A 14,656-nucleotide genomic window follows, 5' to 3' on the forward strand; every position below is an offset into this window, starting at 1 on the left:
CACACGCCCCTCTCGCCTCAGGCGTTCCGCCTTGGCGCGGAACGCGGTAACCGGGCGCCGATTGTGACAGACCGACTGGTGCTGGGGGACCCGCTGTCCGGGGAACGGGACACCCGGGTCACAGCTGGTCCGGCCATAACCCGGTCGAGCCGTCCGGCGCCGCCACCATAGACTTGCAGCTTCCGACCGCACCCGCACAGCACACCCCGGGAGTCACCCGCGTGCCCAACATTTCCCGAGACGAGGTCGCGCACCTCGCCAAGCTGGCCAGGCTGGCCGTCACCGATGACGAGCTGGACGTCTTCGCGGGCCAGCTCGACCAGATCCTGGACTCGGTGGCGAAGGTGAGCCAGGTCGCCGCGGCCGACGTTCCGCCGACCTCGCACTCCGTGCCGCTCACGAACGTCTTCCGCGAGGACGAGATCCGCCCCTGTCTCACGCAGCAGCAGGTGCTGGCCGGCGCGCCGGCCAGCGAGCAGGGCCGGTTCCGGGTGCCGCGGATTCTGGGAGAAGAACAGTGAGTGAACTCGTCAAGCTGACCGCCGCCGAGCTGGCGGCGAAGATCCACGCTCGTGAGGTCTCCGCGGTCGAGGTCACCCAGGCCCACCTGGACCGGATCGCCGAGGTCGACGACCACGTCCACGCGTTCCTGCACGTCGACACGGCAGGCTCGCTGGGCGCGGCCAAGTCCGTCGACGAGAAGCTGGCCGCGGGGGAGCAGCCCGCGTCGTCGCTGGCCGGCGTGCCGCTGGCGCTGAAGGACGTGCTGACCACCGAAGGCATCCCGACCACGTGCGGTTCGCGCACGCTGGAGGGGTGGATCCCGCCGTATGACGCGACCGTCACGCGCAGGCTGCGCGAAGCGGGCGTCGTCATCCTCGGCAAGACGAACATGGACGAGTTCGCCATGGGTTCGTCCACCGAGAACTCCGCCTTCGGTCCCACACACAACCCGTGGGACCACGCTCGCATCCCAGGCGGTTCGGGCGGTGGCTCGTCGGCGTCGATCGCGGCGTTCGAGGCCGCGCTGGCCATCGGCACGGACACCGGCGGCTCGATCCGCCAGCCGGGCGCCGTCACGGGCACCGTCGGCGTGAAGCCGACGTACGGCGGGGTTTCGCGCTACGGCCTCGTCGCCTTCTCGTCCTCGCTCGACCAGGCCGGCCCGTGCGCGCGCACGGTGCTCGACGCCGCGCTGCTGCACGAGGTCATCGCCGGCTACGACCCGATGGACTCCACCTCGATCAACGCTCCGGTGCCGCCGGTCGTCGCCGCGGCGCGCGAGGGGGCCAACGGTGACCTCAAGGGCGTTCGCGTCGGCGTGGTGAAGGAGTTCGCGGGCGACGGCTACCAGGCCGGCGTGCTGCGGTCGTTCCAGTCCGCCGTCGAGCAGCTGCGCGCGCTGGGCGCCGAAGTGGTCGAGGTCTCGTGCCCGCACTTCGTCTACGCGCTGCCGGCGTACTACCTGATCGCGCCGAGTGAGGCGTCGTCGAACCTCGCGCGGTTCGACGCGATGCGCTACGGCCTGCGCGTGGCCGACGACGGCACGCACAGCGCCGAAGAGGTCATGTCGCTCACGCGGGAAAAGGGCTTCGGCGCCGAGGTGAAGCGCCGCATCATGCTGGGCACGTACGCGCTTTCGTCGGGCTACTACGACGCCTACTACGGCTCGGCCCAGAAGGTGCGCACGCTCATCACGCAGGACTTCACGTCCGCGTTCGAGCAGGTCGACGTGCTGGTTTCGCCGACAACGCCGACCACGGCGTTCAAGATCGGCGAACGCGTGGACGACCCGATGGCGATGTACCTCGCCGATCTGTGCACCATCCCGTCGAACCTCGCGGGCAACGCCGCCATGAGCGTCCCGAGTGGACTGTCCGACGAGGACGGCCTGCCGGTCGGCCTGCAGATCATGGCCCCGGCGCTCGCCGACGACCGGCTCTACCGCGTCGGCGCCGCCTACGAGGCCGCGCGCGACGCCGCCGCCGGCGGATCGCTCGTGCACAAGGTCCCGGAGCTGGGAGGAACGAAGTGACTGCCGTGGCCGAGTTGATGGACTACGCCGAGGTCATCGAGCGGTTCGACCCGGTGCTCGGGCTCGAGGTCCACGTCGAACTCAACACGAAGACGAAGATGTTCTGCGGCTGCGCCAACGAGTTCGGCGGCGAGCCGAACACGAAGACGTGCCCCACGTGCCTCGGCCTGCCCGGTGCGCTGCCCGTGGTGAACGGCAAGGCCGTGGAGGGCGCGATCCGCATCGGCCTCGCGCTCAACTGCGAGATCGCCGAGTGGTGCCGCTTCGCGCGGAAGAACTACTTCTACCCGGACCAGCCGAAGAACTTCCAGACCTCGCAGTACGACGAGCCGATCGCCTTCAACGGCTACCTCGACGTGACGCTCGACGACGGCGAGATCGTGCGCGTGGAGATCGAGCGCGCGCACATGGAGGAGGACACCGGAAAGTCGCTGCACATGGGCGGCGCGACGGGCCGGATCCACGGCGCGGACTACTCGCTGCTGGACTACAACCGCGCGGGCGTGCCGCTGATCGAGATCGTCACCAAGCCGATCGAGCACACCGGCGAGCGGGCGCCGGAGGTGGCGCGCGCGTACGTTTCGGCGCTGCGCGACCTGCTGAGCGCGCTCGACGTGTCCGACGTCCGCATGGACCAGGGGTCCCTTCGCTGCGACGCGAACGTGTCGCTGATGGCCAAGGACGCCACCGAGTTCGGCACGCGCACGGAGACGAAGAACGTGAACTCGCTGCGCAGCGTCGAACGCGCCGTGCGCTACGAGATGACCCGCCAAGCGGCGATCCTCGCGGACGGCGGCTCGATCAAGCAGGAGACGCGGCACTTCCAGGAGGCCGACGGCACCACGTCCGGCGGACGCACCAAGGAAACCGCGGAGGACTACCGGTACTTCCCGGAGCCTGACCTGGTGCCGATCGCGCCGTCGCGCGAGTGGGTGGAGGAGCTGCGCAAGACGCTGCCCGAGATGCCCGCCGAGCGGCGCAAGCGGATCCAGACCGAGTGGAACCTGTCGGACGAAGCACTGCGCGACCTGCTGAACGTCGGCGCTGTCGACCTCGTCGCGGCCACGGTCGAGGCCGGCGCGACGCCGGACGAGGCCCGCGGCTGGTGGGTCAACACGCTGGCGCAGGAGGCCAACACGCGCGAGGTCGAGCTCGCGGAGCTGCCGATCACGCCGGCGCAGGTCGCCGAGGTGATCGCGCTGGTGTCCTCGGGTGAGCTGACCAACAAGCTCGCCAAGGAGGTCGTGCAGGGAGTGCTCGCGGGTGAGGGTTCGCCGCGCGAGGTCGTGGACAAGCGCGGGCTGAAGGTCGTCTCCGACGATTCCGCGCTGATCACCGCGGTGGACGAGGCGCTTGCCTCGCAGCCGGACGTCGCCGAGAAGATCCGCGGCGGCAAGGTCGCCGCGGCGGGCGCGATCGTCGGCGCGGTCATGAAGGCCACCAAGGGCCAGGCCGACGCCAAGCGCGTGCGCGAGCTCATCATCGAGCGCGTCGGTTCCTGAGTGGCGTTCTCCGTCAAACGCGTCACGTGGCGCGAGTGGCTTGGTCTGGGGGCCGGGCTGCTCGCGCTCGTGACGCTGTTCCTGCCGTGGACGGTCCTCACCGCCGATACCGCCACCGACGACGTCCGCGACGCCTTCAACTCCCTGCCCCACGACGACGTGGTGCGGTCGGCTTGGCATTCGGACTTCTTCTCGTGGTTTCCGCCGCTGATGGTGCTGCTGGCGGGGCTCGTGGTGGTGGTGTTCGGGCAGGTCGGGAAGGTGCGGACGAGCGGTCTGCCGCACCTGTGGCTCGTGGCCGGGCTCGCCGCGTTGGTGCTGATGGCCATCGGCTGGACGACGCTGGACTGGATCTTCGACAGTGACCAGCGGGCGTTTCTCGAGACGGCCGGGGTGATGATCAACGCCGGGGTCGGGCGGTATCTCGGGTTGGTGGCCGTGCTGGTCGCGATTGCCGCGTCGATCCTGGACATCCGGGCGGCGCGGGCCGAGAGCCGGGCTCCGCGGGGGCGTGGCTCTCGGCGCTGAGGGGCGAAACTGTCGTTGCCGCTGAGGGGCGATGGCCGCGTTGGCGCCGGACGGCGGGGTGATTCCCTGATGAGCGGAGATGGATCGGCGACGCAAGTCAGTCGCCGGACCGGTCATCCCGCGCTCGCGCAGAGGGCTCGCCTGGCCGCTGAGTGACGACGGGTGTGACGCCCGTCGAAGTGCGCGCCGGCCCGTCGAAATCGGCGGGAGTCGTTGCGAGTCAACCCGCTGGGCAGGCGTTGCCGTTCAGTGGCGACGGCCGAGAAACCCCAGCTCACCGCCGGTTCGGACCTCAGTCCTTCCCGAGTCCGCCACCGGTTTCGGACACCGTGATGAGCACGACGCGGTCATCGCTGGAGACGGGTTTGCCGCCGTCCTTGTTCGTGGTGCCGGCGACCGCCAGCTGGGGGCTGATCATGCTCATGCCGGCCAGGCGGCCGTAGGTGGTGGGGGGCTTGCCCTTGCCGTCGAGGCTGACGGTGGGCTTGCCGGTGATGGCGCCGTCCGGGTTGACCGGCAGGTTCTGCAGGCCGACGGACGACGCGACGGCCAGGATGCCGTTCGAGTCGGCGAAGTCGGCGCACCCGTGGACGCCCGGCTTGTCCTGCCAGGTCCACGCGGGCGTCGACAGGGGCTGGCCCGCCTGCACGCGATACAGCGCGTCAGGGCCCGCGGTCTGGTCGGTGACCCACACGCGTTTGCCGTCGGACGAGGTGCAGAGGCCGCCGGGGGCGTGCAGGCCGGAGGCGAACACGGCGGAGCTCGCGGTCGGGTTGCCCGCGGCGGGGCCGCCCGAGGTGTCGATGCGCAGCACCTTGCCTGCCAACGACTTCGGGTCGGCGGCGGAGGCCGGGTTGCCCGCGTCGCCCGTTGCGACGAGGAGGGAGCCGCGGCCGTCGCTGAGCAGGGCGCCGCGGTTGCCGGTGGCGCCCTTCGGGATGCCCGTGAGCACCGGCTTCGGCGGCTGGCCCTTCGCGAAGCGCACGACGCGGTTGTCGGTCGCCGTGGTGATGTAGGCGAACACGAGCTGGTCCTCGACGTAGCTCGGCGAAAGCGCCAGCGACGTCAGGCCGCCGTCACCCGTGGCGACGACGTCGAGCTGCTCGAACGGCGCCGCGTCGCGGCCCGCCGTGGCGAGAACCACGCGGCCGGATTTCCGTTCGCCGGCCAGCGCCGCGGGCGTGGAGCCGTCGCCCGGGAGGCCGGCGACGGCCGCGACCGTGTCCAGGCAGGTGGCGATGACGGCCTTGTCGAAGTCCTTGCAGCCCTGCGGCGGCGGGATCGGCGTGGGCGACTGCTGCTGGCCGCTGTGGCCCTGGCCCTGGTCGTCGCCCGACGGGTCGCCCGGGTCCTGGACCTGCGGCGGCGACTCGGGACTGGGTACCGGGGCGGGGCTGAACGACTGGCCGGCCGCGGTGTCGTCGAACCGCGCGCAGCCCGAAAGCAGGAGTCCGCCACAGGCGAGGAGGGCCAGCGGTGCCGACCACCGGTACCGGGTACGCATGATGCTCCAGCCTAGGTGCCCCCGCGTGAGCGCGGAGTAAGTGGCTAACGTGGCGATCATGACGCTCACTGTGCTGGTCCCCGACGACGAGGGCGTCGAGGCGCTCTCGGAGCTCCCGATGGTGCAGGCCGTGCGCTACCGCTGGGGCGATCCCGTGCCGGCGGAAGCCGCGAAGGCGGAGGTGCTCATCCCCGGCCGGCACCCGGCGGGCGACGAGCTGTGGCGCGAGCTGCCGAACCTCAAGCTCGTGCAGCTGATGTCGGCCGGCGCCGAGGACTGGGTCGGCAAGCTCCCGGACGGCGTCCTGCTCTCCACCTGCCGCGGCGCACACGGCGGCAGCACGGCCGAGTGGGTCGTCGCCGTGTTGCTGTCCATGTACCGGAAGCTGGACGTGTTCGCGGAAGCCCACCGCGAACGTCACTGGGAGCGCCGCTCCGCCGAGACGCTCCAGGGCCGGCACGCGCTCATCATCGGCGCCGGCGACCTCGGCCGGCAGCTACGGCGCCGACTCGAACCGTTCGACGTCCGGTGCACGATGGTCGGCATGTCGGCGCGCGACGGGGTGCACGGCGTCGCCGAGCTGCCCGAGCTGTTGCCGCACCACGACATCGTGGTGCTGATGGTCCCGCTCACTTCGCGTACGCGGGGGATGGTCGACGCCGAGTTCCTCGCGGCCATGCCCGACGGCGCGGTGCTCGTGAACGCCGCGAGGGGACCGGTCGTGCGCACCGACGACCTCCTCGCCGAGCTCACGGCCGAGCGCCTGCGCGCCGCTCTCGACGTGACGGATCCCGAGCCCCTGCCCGCCGACCACCCGCTGTGGCACGCGCCGGGCCTGCTGCTCACGCCGCACGTCGGCGGGGCCGTCGCCGGTGTGCGGCGACGTTCGTATGCCGTCGCCGCCGCCGAGATCGCGCGTTACGCCGGCGGCGAGCTCCCCGCGAACCTCGTGCACGGCGAATACTGACGCGAAAGGGCCCCTGACCTCGGCGCGCTCGCTCGCGGCCGGGGTCGGTATCCCCTACCCTTCGCGCGTGACCAGTCAAGGGGACGACTACCAGTCCGGCCTGCTGTCCGGCGTCGGGGACACGAACAACGACAACGACGACGAGATCCGCCAGGGCGGCCTGGGCTTTGGCCTGCTGATCCTGCGCCTCGGCCTCGCCGCGATCGTGGGGGCGCACGGTCTGCAGCACCTGTTCGGCGCGTTCGGGGGGCCCGGCATCACGGGGTTCGCGCACCTGCTCGACACATTCGGCTTCCACAAACAGACCACGCTGCTGTCCTGGATCACCGGCATCGTCGAGGTCGGCGGCAGCGCGCTGCTGATCGTGGGCCTCTTCACGCCGATCGCGGCCGCCGGGATCCTGGGCGTCGCGGCGAGCGCGATTTTCGCGAAGTTCCACGGCGGCTTCTTCGAAGGCGACGGCCGCGGCTGGGAGTTCGAGCTCCTCGTCGGCGTCGTGGCTCTAGCCCTGATTTTCACCGGCGCCGGCCGGATCTCCCTGGAGAAGAACACGCCGTGGCGCAAACGGCCGCTGCCCCTCGGCATCGTCTCGCTGCTACTGGCCGCGGCGGCGTCGGTGGTGGTCATCGTTTTGACGCGCTGACCTGGGGTTTGCCACTGGGTGGCGACGGGTTGTGGCCCTCGACGGGTCCGGTTCTCTCCGCGGAAGGCGCACCGGATGTCGGCGGTAGCACTGATCGGTGAGATCACCGATTCGCCGCCAGACCACGACAGGCCAAGAGGGCCGTCCACTCGAACACGGTGGGCGGCCCTTGGCGGTGGCGGCGCAGGTGGACGGACAACCTGGGGCTCCAGCGACTCCGCGCCGGGCGATCCCGCGTCGTCGATCTCGCTGGCGAGTGTCGCCCGGTTCAGCGTGAGGCCTGGGGATGCGGGTCGGCGCTGGGTGACGATGGGCGAACGGTGCCTGCCACCTCCGAACGGCCACCGCTGAGAGAGCTGCGACGCGTTGCCAGCCCGCAAAGCCGAGGGTCCGAAGTGACTCTGCCCGCGATGAGGAGAACGTCGGCCTCCTCGGCTGAGGACTCGAAAGGTCGCTTCGCCGGTTAGCGGCGACGGACGAAAACTGAGGGCTTCCGGCGATCTCAAGAGACGGCCGTGATCCCGGATGACAACTCTGAGGATCGCCGCCCAAGGGCTCCAGAATGCCGCATAACCAGCCTCTGACCAGCGCAAATACCCCGTCGCCACTCAGAGGCGACAACGAAAAGAGCCGCCCACCCTTCAGCGGATGGACGGCTCTCCTCACGAAAACATCAAGCTCACTTGTTCGGGTCCCGCACCGCGCCGGTGTCCGCGGAGGTGGCCATACGGGCGTACGCGCGCAGGGCCGCCGTGATCGGGCGCTGGCGCTCCTTCGGCTGCCACGGGCGTTCCGCGGCCTCCATCTTCGAGTGCCGCTCCGACAGGACCTCGGGGTCGACGAGGAGTTCGAGGCGGCGTTCGTGGATGTCGATGACGATGCGGTCGCCGTTTTCGACCAGGCCGATCAGGCCGCCCGCCGCCGCCTCCGGGGAGATGTGGCCGACGGAGATGCCGGACGAGCCGCCGGAGAAGCGGCCGTCGGTGATGAGCGCGCACTTCTTGCCCAGGCCGGAGCCCTTGAGGAACGCGGTGGGGTGCAGCATTTCCTGCATGCCCGGCCCGCCGGCGGGGCCCTCGTAGCGGATCACCAGCACGTCGCCCGCCTGGATCTCCTTGTTGAGGATCGCCGAAACGGCCTCCTCCTGGCTTTCGAGCACTCGCGCGGGGCCCTCGAAGTGCCAGAGGTCCTCGTCGATGCCGGCGGCCTTGATCACGGCGCCGTTCTCGGCGAGGTTGCCGCGCAGGATCGCGAGGCCGCCGTCCTTGGTGTAGGCGTGCTCGACGTCGCGGATGCAGCCGCCGGCGGCGTCCGTGTCCAGCGACGACCAGCGGTTCTCCGTCGAGAAAGCCTTGGTCGTGCGCACGCCGCCCGGGGCCGCGTGGAACAACTCCAGCGCCGTCTCGGACGGCGACGACGCGCGGATGTCCCACTCGTTCAGCCACGAGTCGAGGTCGGGGGAGTGGACCGAGTGGACGTCGGTGTTGAGCAGGCCACCGCGGTACAGCTCGCCCAGGATGGCGGGGATGCCGCCGGCCCGGTGGACGTCTTCCATGTGGTAATCGGAGTTCGGCGCGACCTTCGACAGGCACGGCACGCGCCGGCCGATCTCGTCGATGTCGCTGATGGTGAAGTCGACCTCGCCCTCCTGCGCGGCGGCGAGGATGTGCAGCACGGTGTTGGTCGAGCCGCCCATGGCCATGTCCAGCGCCATCGCGTTCTCGAACGCCGCCCTGGTGGCGATCGAGCGGGGCAGGGCCGACGCGTCGTCCTCGCCGTACCAGCGCTTGCACAGGTCGATGACCGTGCGCCCGGCGCCGGAGAACAGCTCGCGGCGCGCGGCGTGCGTGGCCAGCGTGGAACCGTTGCCGGGCAGCGACAGGCCGAGGGCCTCGGTGAGGCAGTTCATGGAGTTCGCGGTGAACATGCCGGAGCACGAGCCGCAGGTCGGGCACGCCGAACGCTCGACAGCCGCCAGCCCTTCCTCGTCGACTTCCTGCGAGGCGGACGCGGCGATCGCCGTGATCAGGTCGGTCGGCGCCTGCGCGACACCGCCGACGACCACGGCCTTGCCGGCCTCCATCGGCCCGCCGGAGACGAACACGGTGGGGATGTTGAGGCGCATGGCCGCGTTGAGCATGCCCGGCGTGATCTTGTCGCAGTTGGAGATGCAGACGAGCGCGTCGGCCTGGTGCGCGTTGACCATGTACTCCACGGAGTCCGCGATGATCTCGCGCGAGGGCAGCGAGTAGAGCATGCCCGAGTGGCCCATGGCGATGCCGTCGTCGACCGCGATCGTGTGGAACTCGCGCGCGACGCCGCCGGCCTCCTTCACGGCCTCCGCGACGATCTCGCCGAGGTCCTTGAGGTGCACGTGGCCCGGCACGAACTGCGTGTAGGAGTTGGCGATGGCGACGATCGGCTTGCCGAAGTCGCTGTCGGTCATCCCGGTCGCGCGCCAGAGCGAGCGCGCGCCCGCCGCGTTGCGGCCGTGGGTGGTGGTCCGGGAACGGAGGTGCGGCACGGCATTCTCCCAGGTCAGAAGGCTGGTCCAGGCGGAGTCACGAGACCGCTCCGCAAACTGGTCCTACCAATTCTACTCGCTGGGTTCGGCCTTCGAACCGCCGGTCTCGGCAGACGCGGCCTCCGTAGCCTGCTCCGGAGCCTTCTCGGCCGGCTTCGCGGCGGCTTTTTCAGCAACCTTTTCCGGCGTCGACTCGGCGGCCTTCTCCTCGGCGGGCTTGAGATCGTCGTCACTCAGCACGCCCGACGGGTCCTTGATCTTCCCCTCGCTCACGAGCGCGAGCACCGGAAGGTGGCGGGTCCGCACTGTGGGCAACGTGACAAGCGTGTCGTCGCCCAGCACGGCCCGCACGCGCGCCTTGCCGGTGATCGACAGGCCCTTCAGTGACGACCACGGCAGGTCGCGCTTACCGAACACCGTCCGTACGGCGAGGCCTTCGCGCGTCGCGACCGTGCGCGTGCGCACGACGAAGACGAGCAGCGCGATCGGGAAGATGTACAGCCACTGCAGACCGTTGATCTCCCCGAGTGCGATAGGTGTCACACACACGGTCAGGAGCGCGATCGCCATGTACGCCGTGCTGGGGATCTTGAACACGGCCTTCCGGCCTTCGCCCGTGCGCTGGTCCTGCTCTTTTTCGGCCACCAATGAATGGTGCACCGCGTCGTCGGCACGCTTGCGCCGGGGTCGCGGGCCCGGGTGGAGGGCGTCCGAAACGCAGTACTGGCCGTCCAGCATGCGGAACCGCCGTCCCGCAGAGTTGACACTCGCGCGGACGCCGGTCTAACGTCAGCGCCGTGACAACGCAGACCGGCCTCGTACTTCCTCAGCGCGTCGACGCTTAGGAAGAGTCCGCTGCGTCGACGCGCGACCCTCGTGCGACCTTACGGTCGGCGGGGGTTTTTTGTTGCGTAGAACCGGTTTCCGACCGGCTGTACAGCCACAAACAACCCGAACGAGTGACACCGAGAACCCACGAGGCAGACACCGATGACCAGTGCCACGTCGCGCAGCGACGCGAAGCCCGGGCCGACCGCGCCCGGTGTCCCAGGAGCACGTCCGAAGCCGGCGCCGCCGGCGGGAACCCCGGTAAGGGTCACGGGCGCGCAGTCGCTCGTCCGCTCGCTCGAGGCCGTCGGCGCCGAAGTCGTCTTCGGCATTCCCGGTGGCACCATCCTGCCGGCGTACGACCCGCTGCTCGACTCCACGAAGGTCCGTCACGTCCTCGTCCGCCACGAGCAGGGCGCCGGCCACGCCGCCACCGGCTACGCCCAGGCGACCGGCAAGGTCGGCGTCTGCATGGCGACGTCGGGCCCGGGCGCCACGAACCTCGTCACGCCGCTGGCCGACGCCAACATGGACTCCGTGCCGATCGTCGCCATCACGGGGCAGCAGTCGCGCGCGTTGATCGGCACCGACGCGTTCCAGGAAGCCGACATCTGCGGCATCACGATGCCGATCACCAAGCACAACTTCCTCGTGACCGACCCGGCGGAGATTCCGCGGACCATCGCCGAGGCGTTCCACCTGGCGTCCACGGGCCGCCCCGGCCCGGTCCTGGTGGACATCCCCAAGGACGTGCTGCAGGAGATGACCTCGTTCTCCTGGCCGCCGGAGATGCGCCTGCCGGGTTACCGCCCGACGCTGCGTCCGCACGGCAAGCAGGTGCGCGAAGCCGCGAAGCTGATCGCGAACGCACGCCGGCCCGTCCTCTACGTCGGCGGTGGCGTGATCAAGGCCGAGGCTTCCGCGCAGCTGCTGGAGCTGGCCGAGCTCACCGGCATCCCGGTCGCCACCACGCTGATGGCGCGCGGCGCGTTCCCCGACTCGCACCGCCAGCACGTCGGCATGCCCGGCATGCACGGGTCCGTCGCGGCGGTCGCGTCGATGCAGCGCTCCGACCTGCTCATCGCGCTCGGCGCTCGCTTCGACGACCGCGTGACCGGCGCCACGTCGTCGTTCGCGCCCGACGCGAAGGTGATCCACGCCGACATCGACCCGGCCGAGATCTCCAAGAACCGCAAGGCCGACGTGCCCATCGTCGGCGACTGCAACGAGATCATCGGCGAGCTGATCGCCGCCGTGAAGACCGAGTTCGAGCACGGCAACCGGCCGGACCTCACCGACTGGTGGACGCAGGTCGACTCGTGGCGCGACACCTACCCGGCCGGCTACGAGTGGCCCGACGACGGTTCGCTTTCGCCGCAGTACGTCATCGAGCGCATCGGTGAGCTGGCCGGTCCCGACGCGGTGTTCACCGCGGGCGTCGGCCAGCACCAGATGTGGGCCGCGCAGTTCGTGAAGTACGAGAAGCCGCGTACGTGGATCAACTCCGGTGGCCTCGGCACGATGGGTTTCGCCGTTCCGGCGGCCATGGGCGCGCAGTTCGGCCTGCCCGAGCAGCAGGTGTGGGCGATCGACGGCGACGGTTGCTTCCAGATGACCAACCAGGAGCTCGCCACGTGCGCCATCGAGGGCGCGCCGATCAAGGTCGCCGTGATCAACAACGGCAACCTCGGCATGATCCGGCAGTGGCAGAACCTCTTCTACTCGGAGCGGTACTCCAACAGCGACCTCGGTACCCACAAGCACCGCATCCCCGACTTCACGCTGCTGGCCGAGGCCCTCGGCTGCGCCGGGCTGCGCTGTGAGACCAAGGAGGACGTCGACGCGACGATCCGCCGCGCGATGGAGATCAACGACCGCCCCGTCGTGATCGATTTCGTCGTGGGGAAGGATGCCCAGGTGTGGCCGATGGTGGCCGCGGGCACCGGCAACGACGAGATCATGGCCGTCCGCGGCATCCGGCCGCTGTTCGACGACGACGAGGTTTCGCGGGAAGCGGTCGAGACCCTCGAAGCCGCCGAAGCTGCCGCGGAAGGAGAAGACCGATGACCGTCCACACGTTGAGCGTGCTGGTGGAGAACAAGCCCGGCGTGCTCGCCCGGGTGTCCGGTCTGTTCTCCCGCCGCGGTTTCAACATCGAGTCCCTCGCCGTGGGCCCTACGGAAAATCCCGAGGTGTCCCGCATGACGATCGTGGTCGCCGTTGAAGAGCTACCGCTCGAACAGGTGACCAAACAGCTCAACAAGCTGGTCAACGTGATCAAGATCGTGGAGCTGGAACAGTCCTCCGCGGTGCAGCGCGAACTGCTGCTCGTGAAGGTCAGGGCCGACGCGACCGTGCGCAGCCAGGTCCTCGAGACCGTTCAGCTCTTCCGGGCCAAGGTGGTGGACGTGTCCCCGGAGGCGCTCACCGTCGAGGCGACCGGGACCTCGGACAAGATCGGCGCACTTCTGCGCATGCTCGAGCCGTACGGCATCCGCGAGCTCGTGCAGTCCGGCATGGTCGCAGTGGGTCGCGGGGCCCGCTCGATCACCGCCACCTCGCCTCGCTGAGTTTTCAGAAAATCCGAAAGGAAGCAGTACCCCCATGGCAGTGGAAATCTTCTACGACGACGACGCGGACCTCTCGATCATCCAGGGCCGCAAGGTCGCTGTGATCGGCTACGGCAGCCAGGGCCACGCCCACTCGCTGAGCCTGCGCGACTCGGGTGTCGACGTCAGGATCGGCCTGCAGGAGGGGTCGAAGTCCCGCGCCAAGGCCGAGGAACAGGGCCTGCGGGTGCTGTCGGTGGCCGAGGCCGCGGCCGAGGCCGACCTCATCATGATCCTCGCGCCGGACACGAAGCAGCGCTTCATCTACGAAGAGCACATCGCGCCGAACCTGAAGGACGGCGACGCGATCTTCTTCGGCCACGGCTTCAACATCCGCTACGACCTGATCAAGCCGCCGGCCAACGTCGACGTGGCCATGGTCGCCCCCAAGGGCCCGGGTCACCTCGTGCGCCGCCAGTTCGTGGACGGCAAGGGCGTGCCCTGCCTGATCGCGGTGGAGCAGGACGCGTCGGGCAACGCCCAGGCGCTGGCCCTGTCCTACGCGGCCGCCATCGGCGGTGCGCGCGCGGGCGTGATCAAGACGACCTTCACCGAGGAGACCGAGACCGACCTCTTCGGCGAGCAGGCCGTGCTCTGCGGTGGCGCTTCGGCGCTGGTGCAGACGGGCTTCGAGGTGCTGACCGAGGCCGGTTACGCCCCGGAGATCGCCTACTTCGAGGTGCTGCACGAGCTGAAGCTGATCGTCGACCTCATGTACGAGGGCGGTATCGCGCGTCAGCGCTACTCCATCTCCGACACGGCCGAGTACGGCGACCTCACCCGCGGCCCGCGCGTGATCTCGCCGGCCGTGAAGCAGGAGATGCAGAAGATCCTGGGCGAGATCCAGGACGGCACCTTCGCTCGCGAGTGGGTGGCCGAGGACGAGGCCGGGCGCCCGAACTTCATCAAGCTCGAGGAGCAGGGCAACCAGCACCCGATCGAGGAGACCGGCAAGAAGCTGCGTGCCCTCATGTCGTGGGTGGACCGGCCGATCACCGAGACCGCCTGATCGTTTCGACCCGAAAAGGCCCCCTCGCCCGCAGGTGAGGGGGCCTTTTCGGTGGTTTCGCCATTCAGTGGCGAGAGGCGTTGCGGTGGGTCGATACGCTGGTGCCATGAGTGATCAGCCCGTCGACGACAAGGCGCACATCCGGCACGAGCTGGACCTCACTGACGCCCCGTGGATCCGCGCCGAGCCGGAGGGCGTCACGCTCGAGGACTGCGTGGAATACGCCTTCGTGCCGCACACCGACGGCGTCACCTACGTCGCGATGCGGCAGTCGGCCAAGCCGGACGGGGTGGTGCTCGTGTTCACGCCGTCGGAGTGGGACGCGTTCGTGAAGGGCGTGCGGGACGGCGAGTTCGACTTGCCGGAAGACCTCGAGGCCTGAGTTTTTCGGCGGTTGGGCTGGGCGTTGGGGCGTGCCGGTCCGATTTGCCGAAAAACGGCGAGGCGCTGCTCTGCGAGGCCGAGCTGTGGTTCGTTGGCGTCGGGCCGCCTCGCTGCTTGACCGTT

At 69.7% G+C, this 14,656-nt stretch carries 13 protein-coding genes; 10 read left to right on the forward strand and 3 right to left on the reverse strand.

The genetic code is table 11. From position 1 onward, the window contains the following. Nucleotides 1-221: 221 nt before the first annotated feature. From gatC to VSH64_RS46555, 4 genes are read left to right on the forward strand one after another with little or no spacing between them, the layout of a single operon-like run. Nucleotides 222-521: an Asp-tRNA(Asn)/Glu-tRNA(Gln) amidotransferase subunit GatC gene (gene gatC, locus VSH64_RS46540; protein ID WP_326569129.1), complete on the forward strand. Its 300-nt coding sequence runs from the start codon at nt 222-224 to the stop codon at nt 519-521. Then, complete coding sequence (gene gatA, locus VSH64_RS46545) at nt 518-2,035, forward strand: Asp-tRNA(Asn)/Glu-tRNA(Gln) amidotransferase subunit GatA (protein WP_326569130.1); 1,518 nt, start codon at nt 518-520, stop codon at nt 2,033-2,035. The genes gatC and gatA overlap by 4 nt, the downstream gene beginning before the upstream one ends. Continuing rightward, the gene (gatB, locus tag VSH64_RS46550; protein WP_326569131.1) at nt 2,032-3,537 is read left to right on the forward strand and encodes an Asp-tRNA(Asn)/Glu-tRNA(Gln) amidotransferase subunit GatB; all 1,506 of its coding nucleotides are present in this window, start codon (nt 2,032-2,034) and stop codon (nt 3,535-3,537) included. Before gatA ends, gatB begins: the two co-directional genes overlap by 4 nt. Further along, entirely contained in the window at nt 3,538-4,065 is a 528-nt protein-coding gene (locus tag VSH64_RS46555) for a hypothetical protein (protein ID WP_326569132.1), read from the forward strand. A gap of 292 nt (nt 4,066-4,357) precedes the next feature. Here the strand turns inward: VSH64_RS46555 and VSH64_RS46560 are convergent, their stop codons facing one another. Continuing rightward, entirely contained in the window at nt 4,358-5,569 is a 1,212-nt protein-coding gene (locus tag VSH64_RS46560; protein WP_326569133.1) for a PQQ-dependent sugar dehydrogenase, read from the reverse strand. Nucleotides 5,570-5,627: 58 nt separating this feature from the next. Here VSH64_RS46560 and VSH64_RS46565 point away from each other — a divergent pair, with 58 nt between their 5' ends. Together VSH64_RS46565 and VSH64_RS46570 are read left to right on the forward strand one after the other, a co-directional pair. Next, the gene (locus VSH64_RS46565; protein ID WP_326569134.1) at nt 5,628-6,536 is read left to right on the forward strand and encodes a 2-hydroxyacid dehydrogenase; all 909 of its coding nucleotides are present in this window, start codon (nt 5,628-5,630) and stop codon (nt 6,534-6,536) included. Between the two features lie 67 nt (nt 6,537-6,603). Further along, nucleotides 6,604-7,179, forward strand: a complete 576-nt coding sequence (locus tag VSH64_RS46570; protein WP_326569135.1) for a DoxX family protein — start codon at nt 6,604-6,606, stop codon at nt 7,177-7,179. Between the two features lie 679 nt (nt 7,180-7,858). Here the strand turns inward: VSH64_RS46570 and ilvD are convergent. Both ilvD and VSH64_RS46580 read right to left on the reverse strand, forming a co-directional pair. After that, nucleotides 7,859-9,703, reverse strand: coding sequence for a dihydroxy-acid dehydratase (gene ilvD, locus VSH64_RS46575; RefSeq protein ID WP_326569136.1), 1,845 nt, complete (start codon nt 9,701-9,703; stop codon nt 7,859-7,861). A 72-nt stretch (nt 9,704-9,775) separates the two neighbouring features. Beyond that, nucleotides 9,776-10,348: a PH domain-containing protein gene (locus tag VSH64_RS46580; RefSeq protein WP_326569137.1), complete on the reverse strand. Its 573-nt coding sequence runs from the start codon at nt 10,346-10,348 to the stop codon at nt 9,776-9,778. 345 nt (nt 10,349-10,693) lie between these two features. Between VSH64_RS46580 and VSH64_RS46585 the strand changes: the two genes are divergently transcribed. From VSH64_RS46585 to VSH64_RS46600, 4 genes are all read left to right on the forward strand, one after another. Further along, entirely contained in the window at nt 10,694-12,598 is a 1,905-nt protein-coding gene (locus VSH64_RS46585; RefSeq protein ID WP_326569138.1) for an acetolactate synthase large subunit, read from the forward strand. Next, nucleotides 12,595-13,101, forward strand: a complete 507-nt coding sequence (gene ilvN, locus VSH64_RS46590; protein WP_220237608.1) for an acetolactate synthase small subunit — start codon at nt 12,595-12,597, stop codon at nt 13,099-13,101. The genes VSH64_RS46585 and ilvN overlap by 4 nt, the downstream gene beginning before the upstream one ends. A 34-nt stretch (nt 13,102-13,135) precedes the next feature. After that, a complete protein-coding gene (gene ilvC / locus VSH64_RS46595) occupies nt 13,136-14,149 on the forward strand; it encodes a ketol-acid reductoisomerase (RefSeq protein ID WP_326569139.1) in 1,014 nt (337 codons plus the stop codon). Nucleotides 14,150-14,255: 106 nt separating this feature from the next. Next, nucleotides 14,256-14,531: a DUF397 domain-containing protein gene (locus VSH64_RS46600; RefSeq protein ID WP_326569140.1), complete on the forward strand. Its 276-nt coding sequence runs from the start codon at nt 14,256-14,258 to the stop codon at nt 14,529-14,531. Nucleotides 14,532-14,656: the final 125 nt, after the last annotated feature.

This window comes from Amycolatopsis rhabdoformis (assembly GCF_035918295.1).
Lineage (GTDB): Bacteria > Actinomycetota > Actinomycetes > Mycobacteriales > Pseudonocardiaceae > Amycolatopsis > Amycolatopsis rhabdoformis.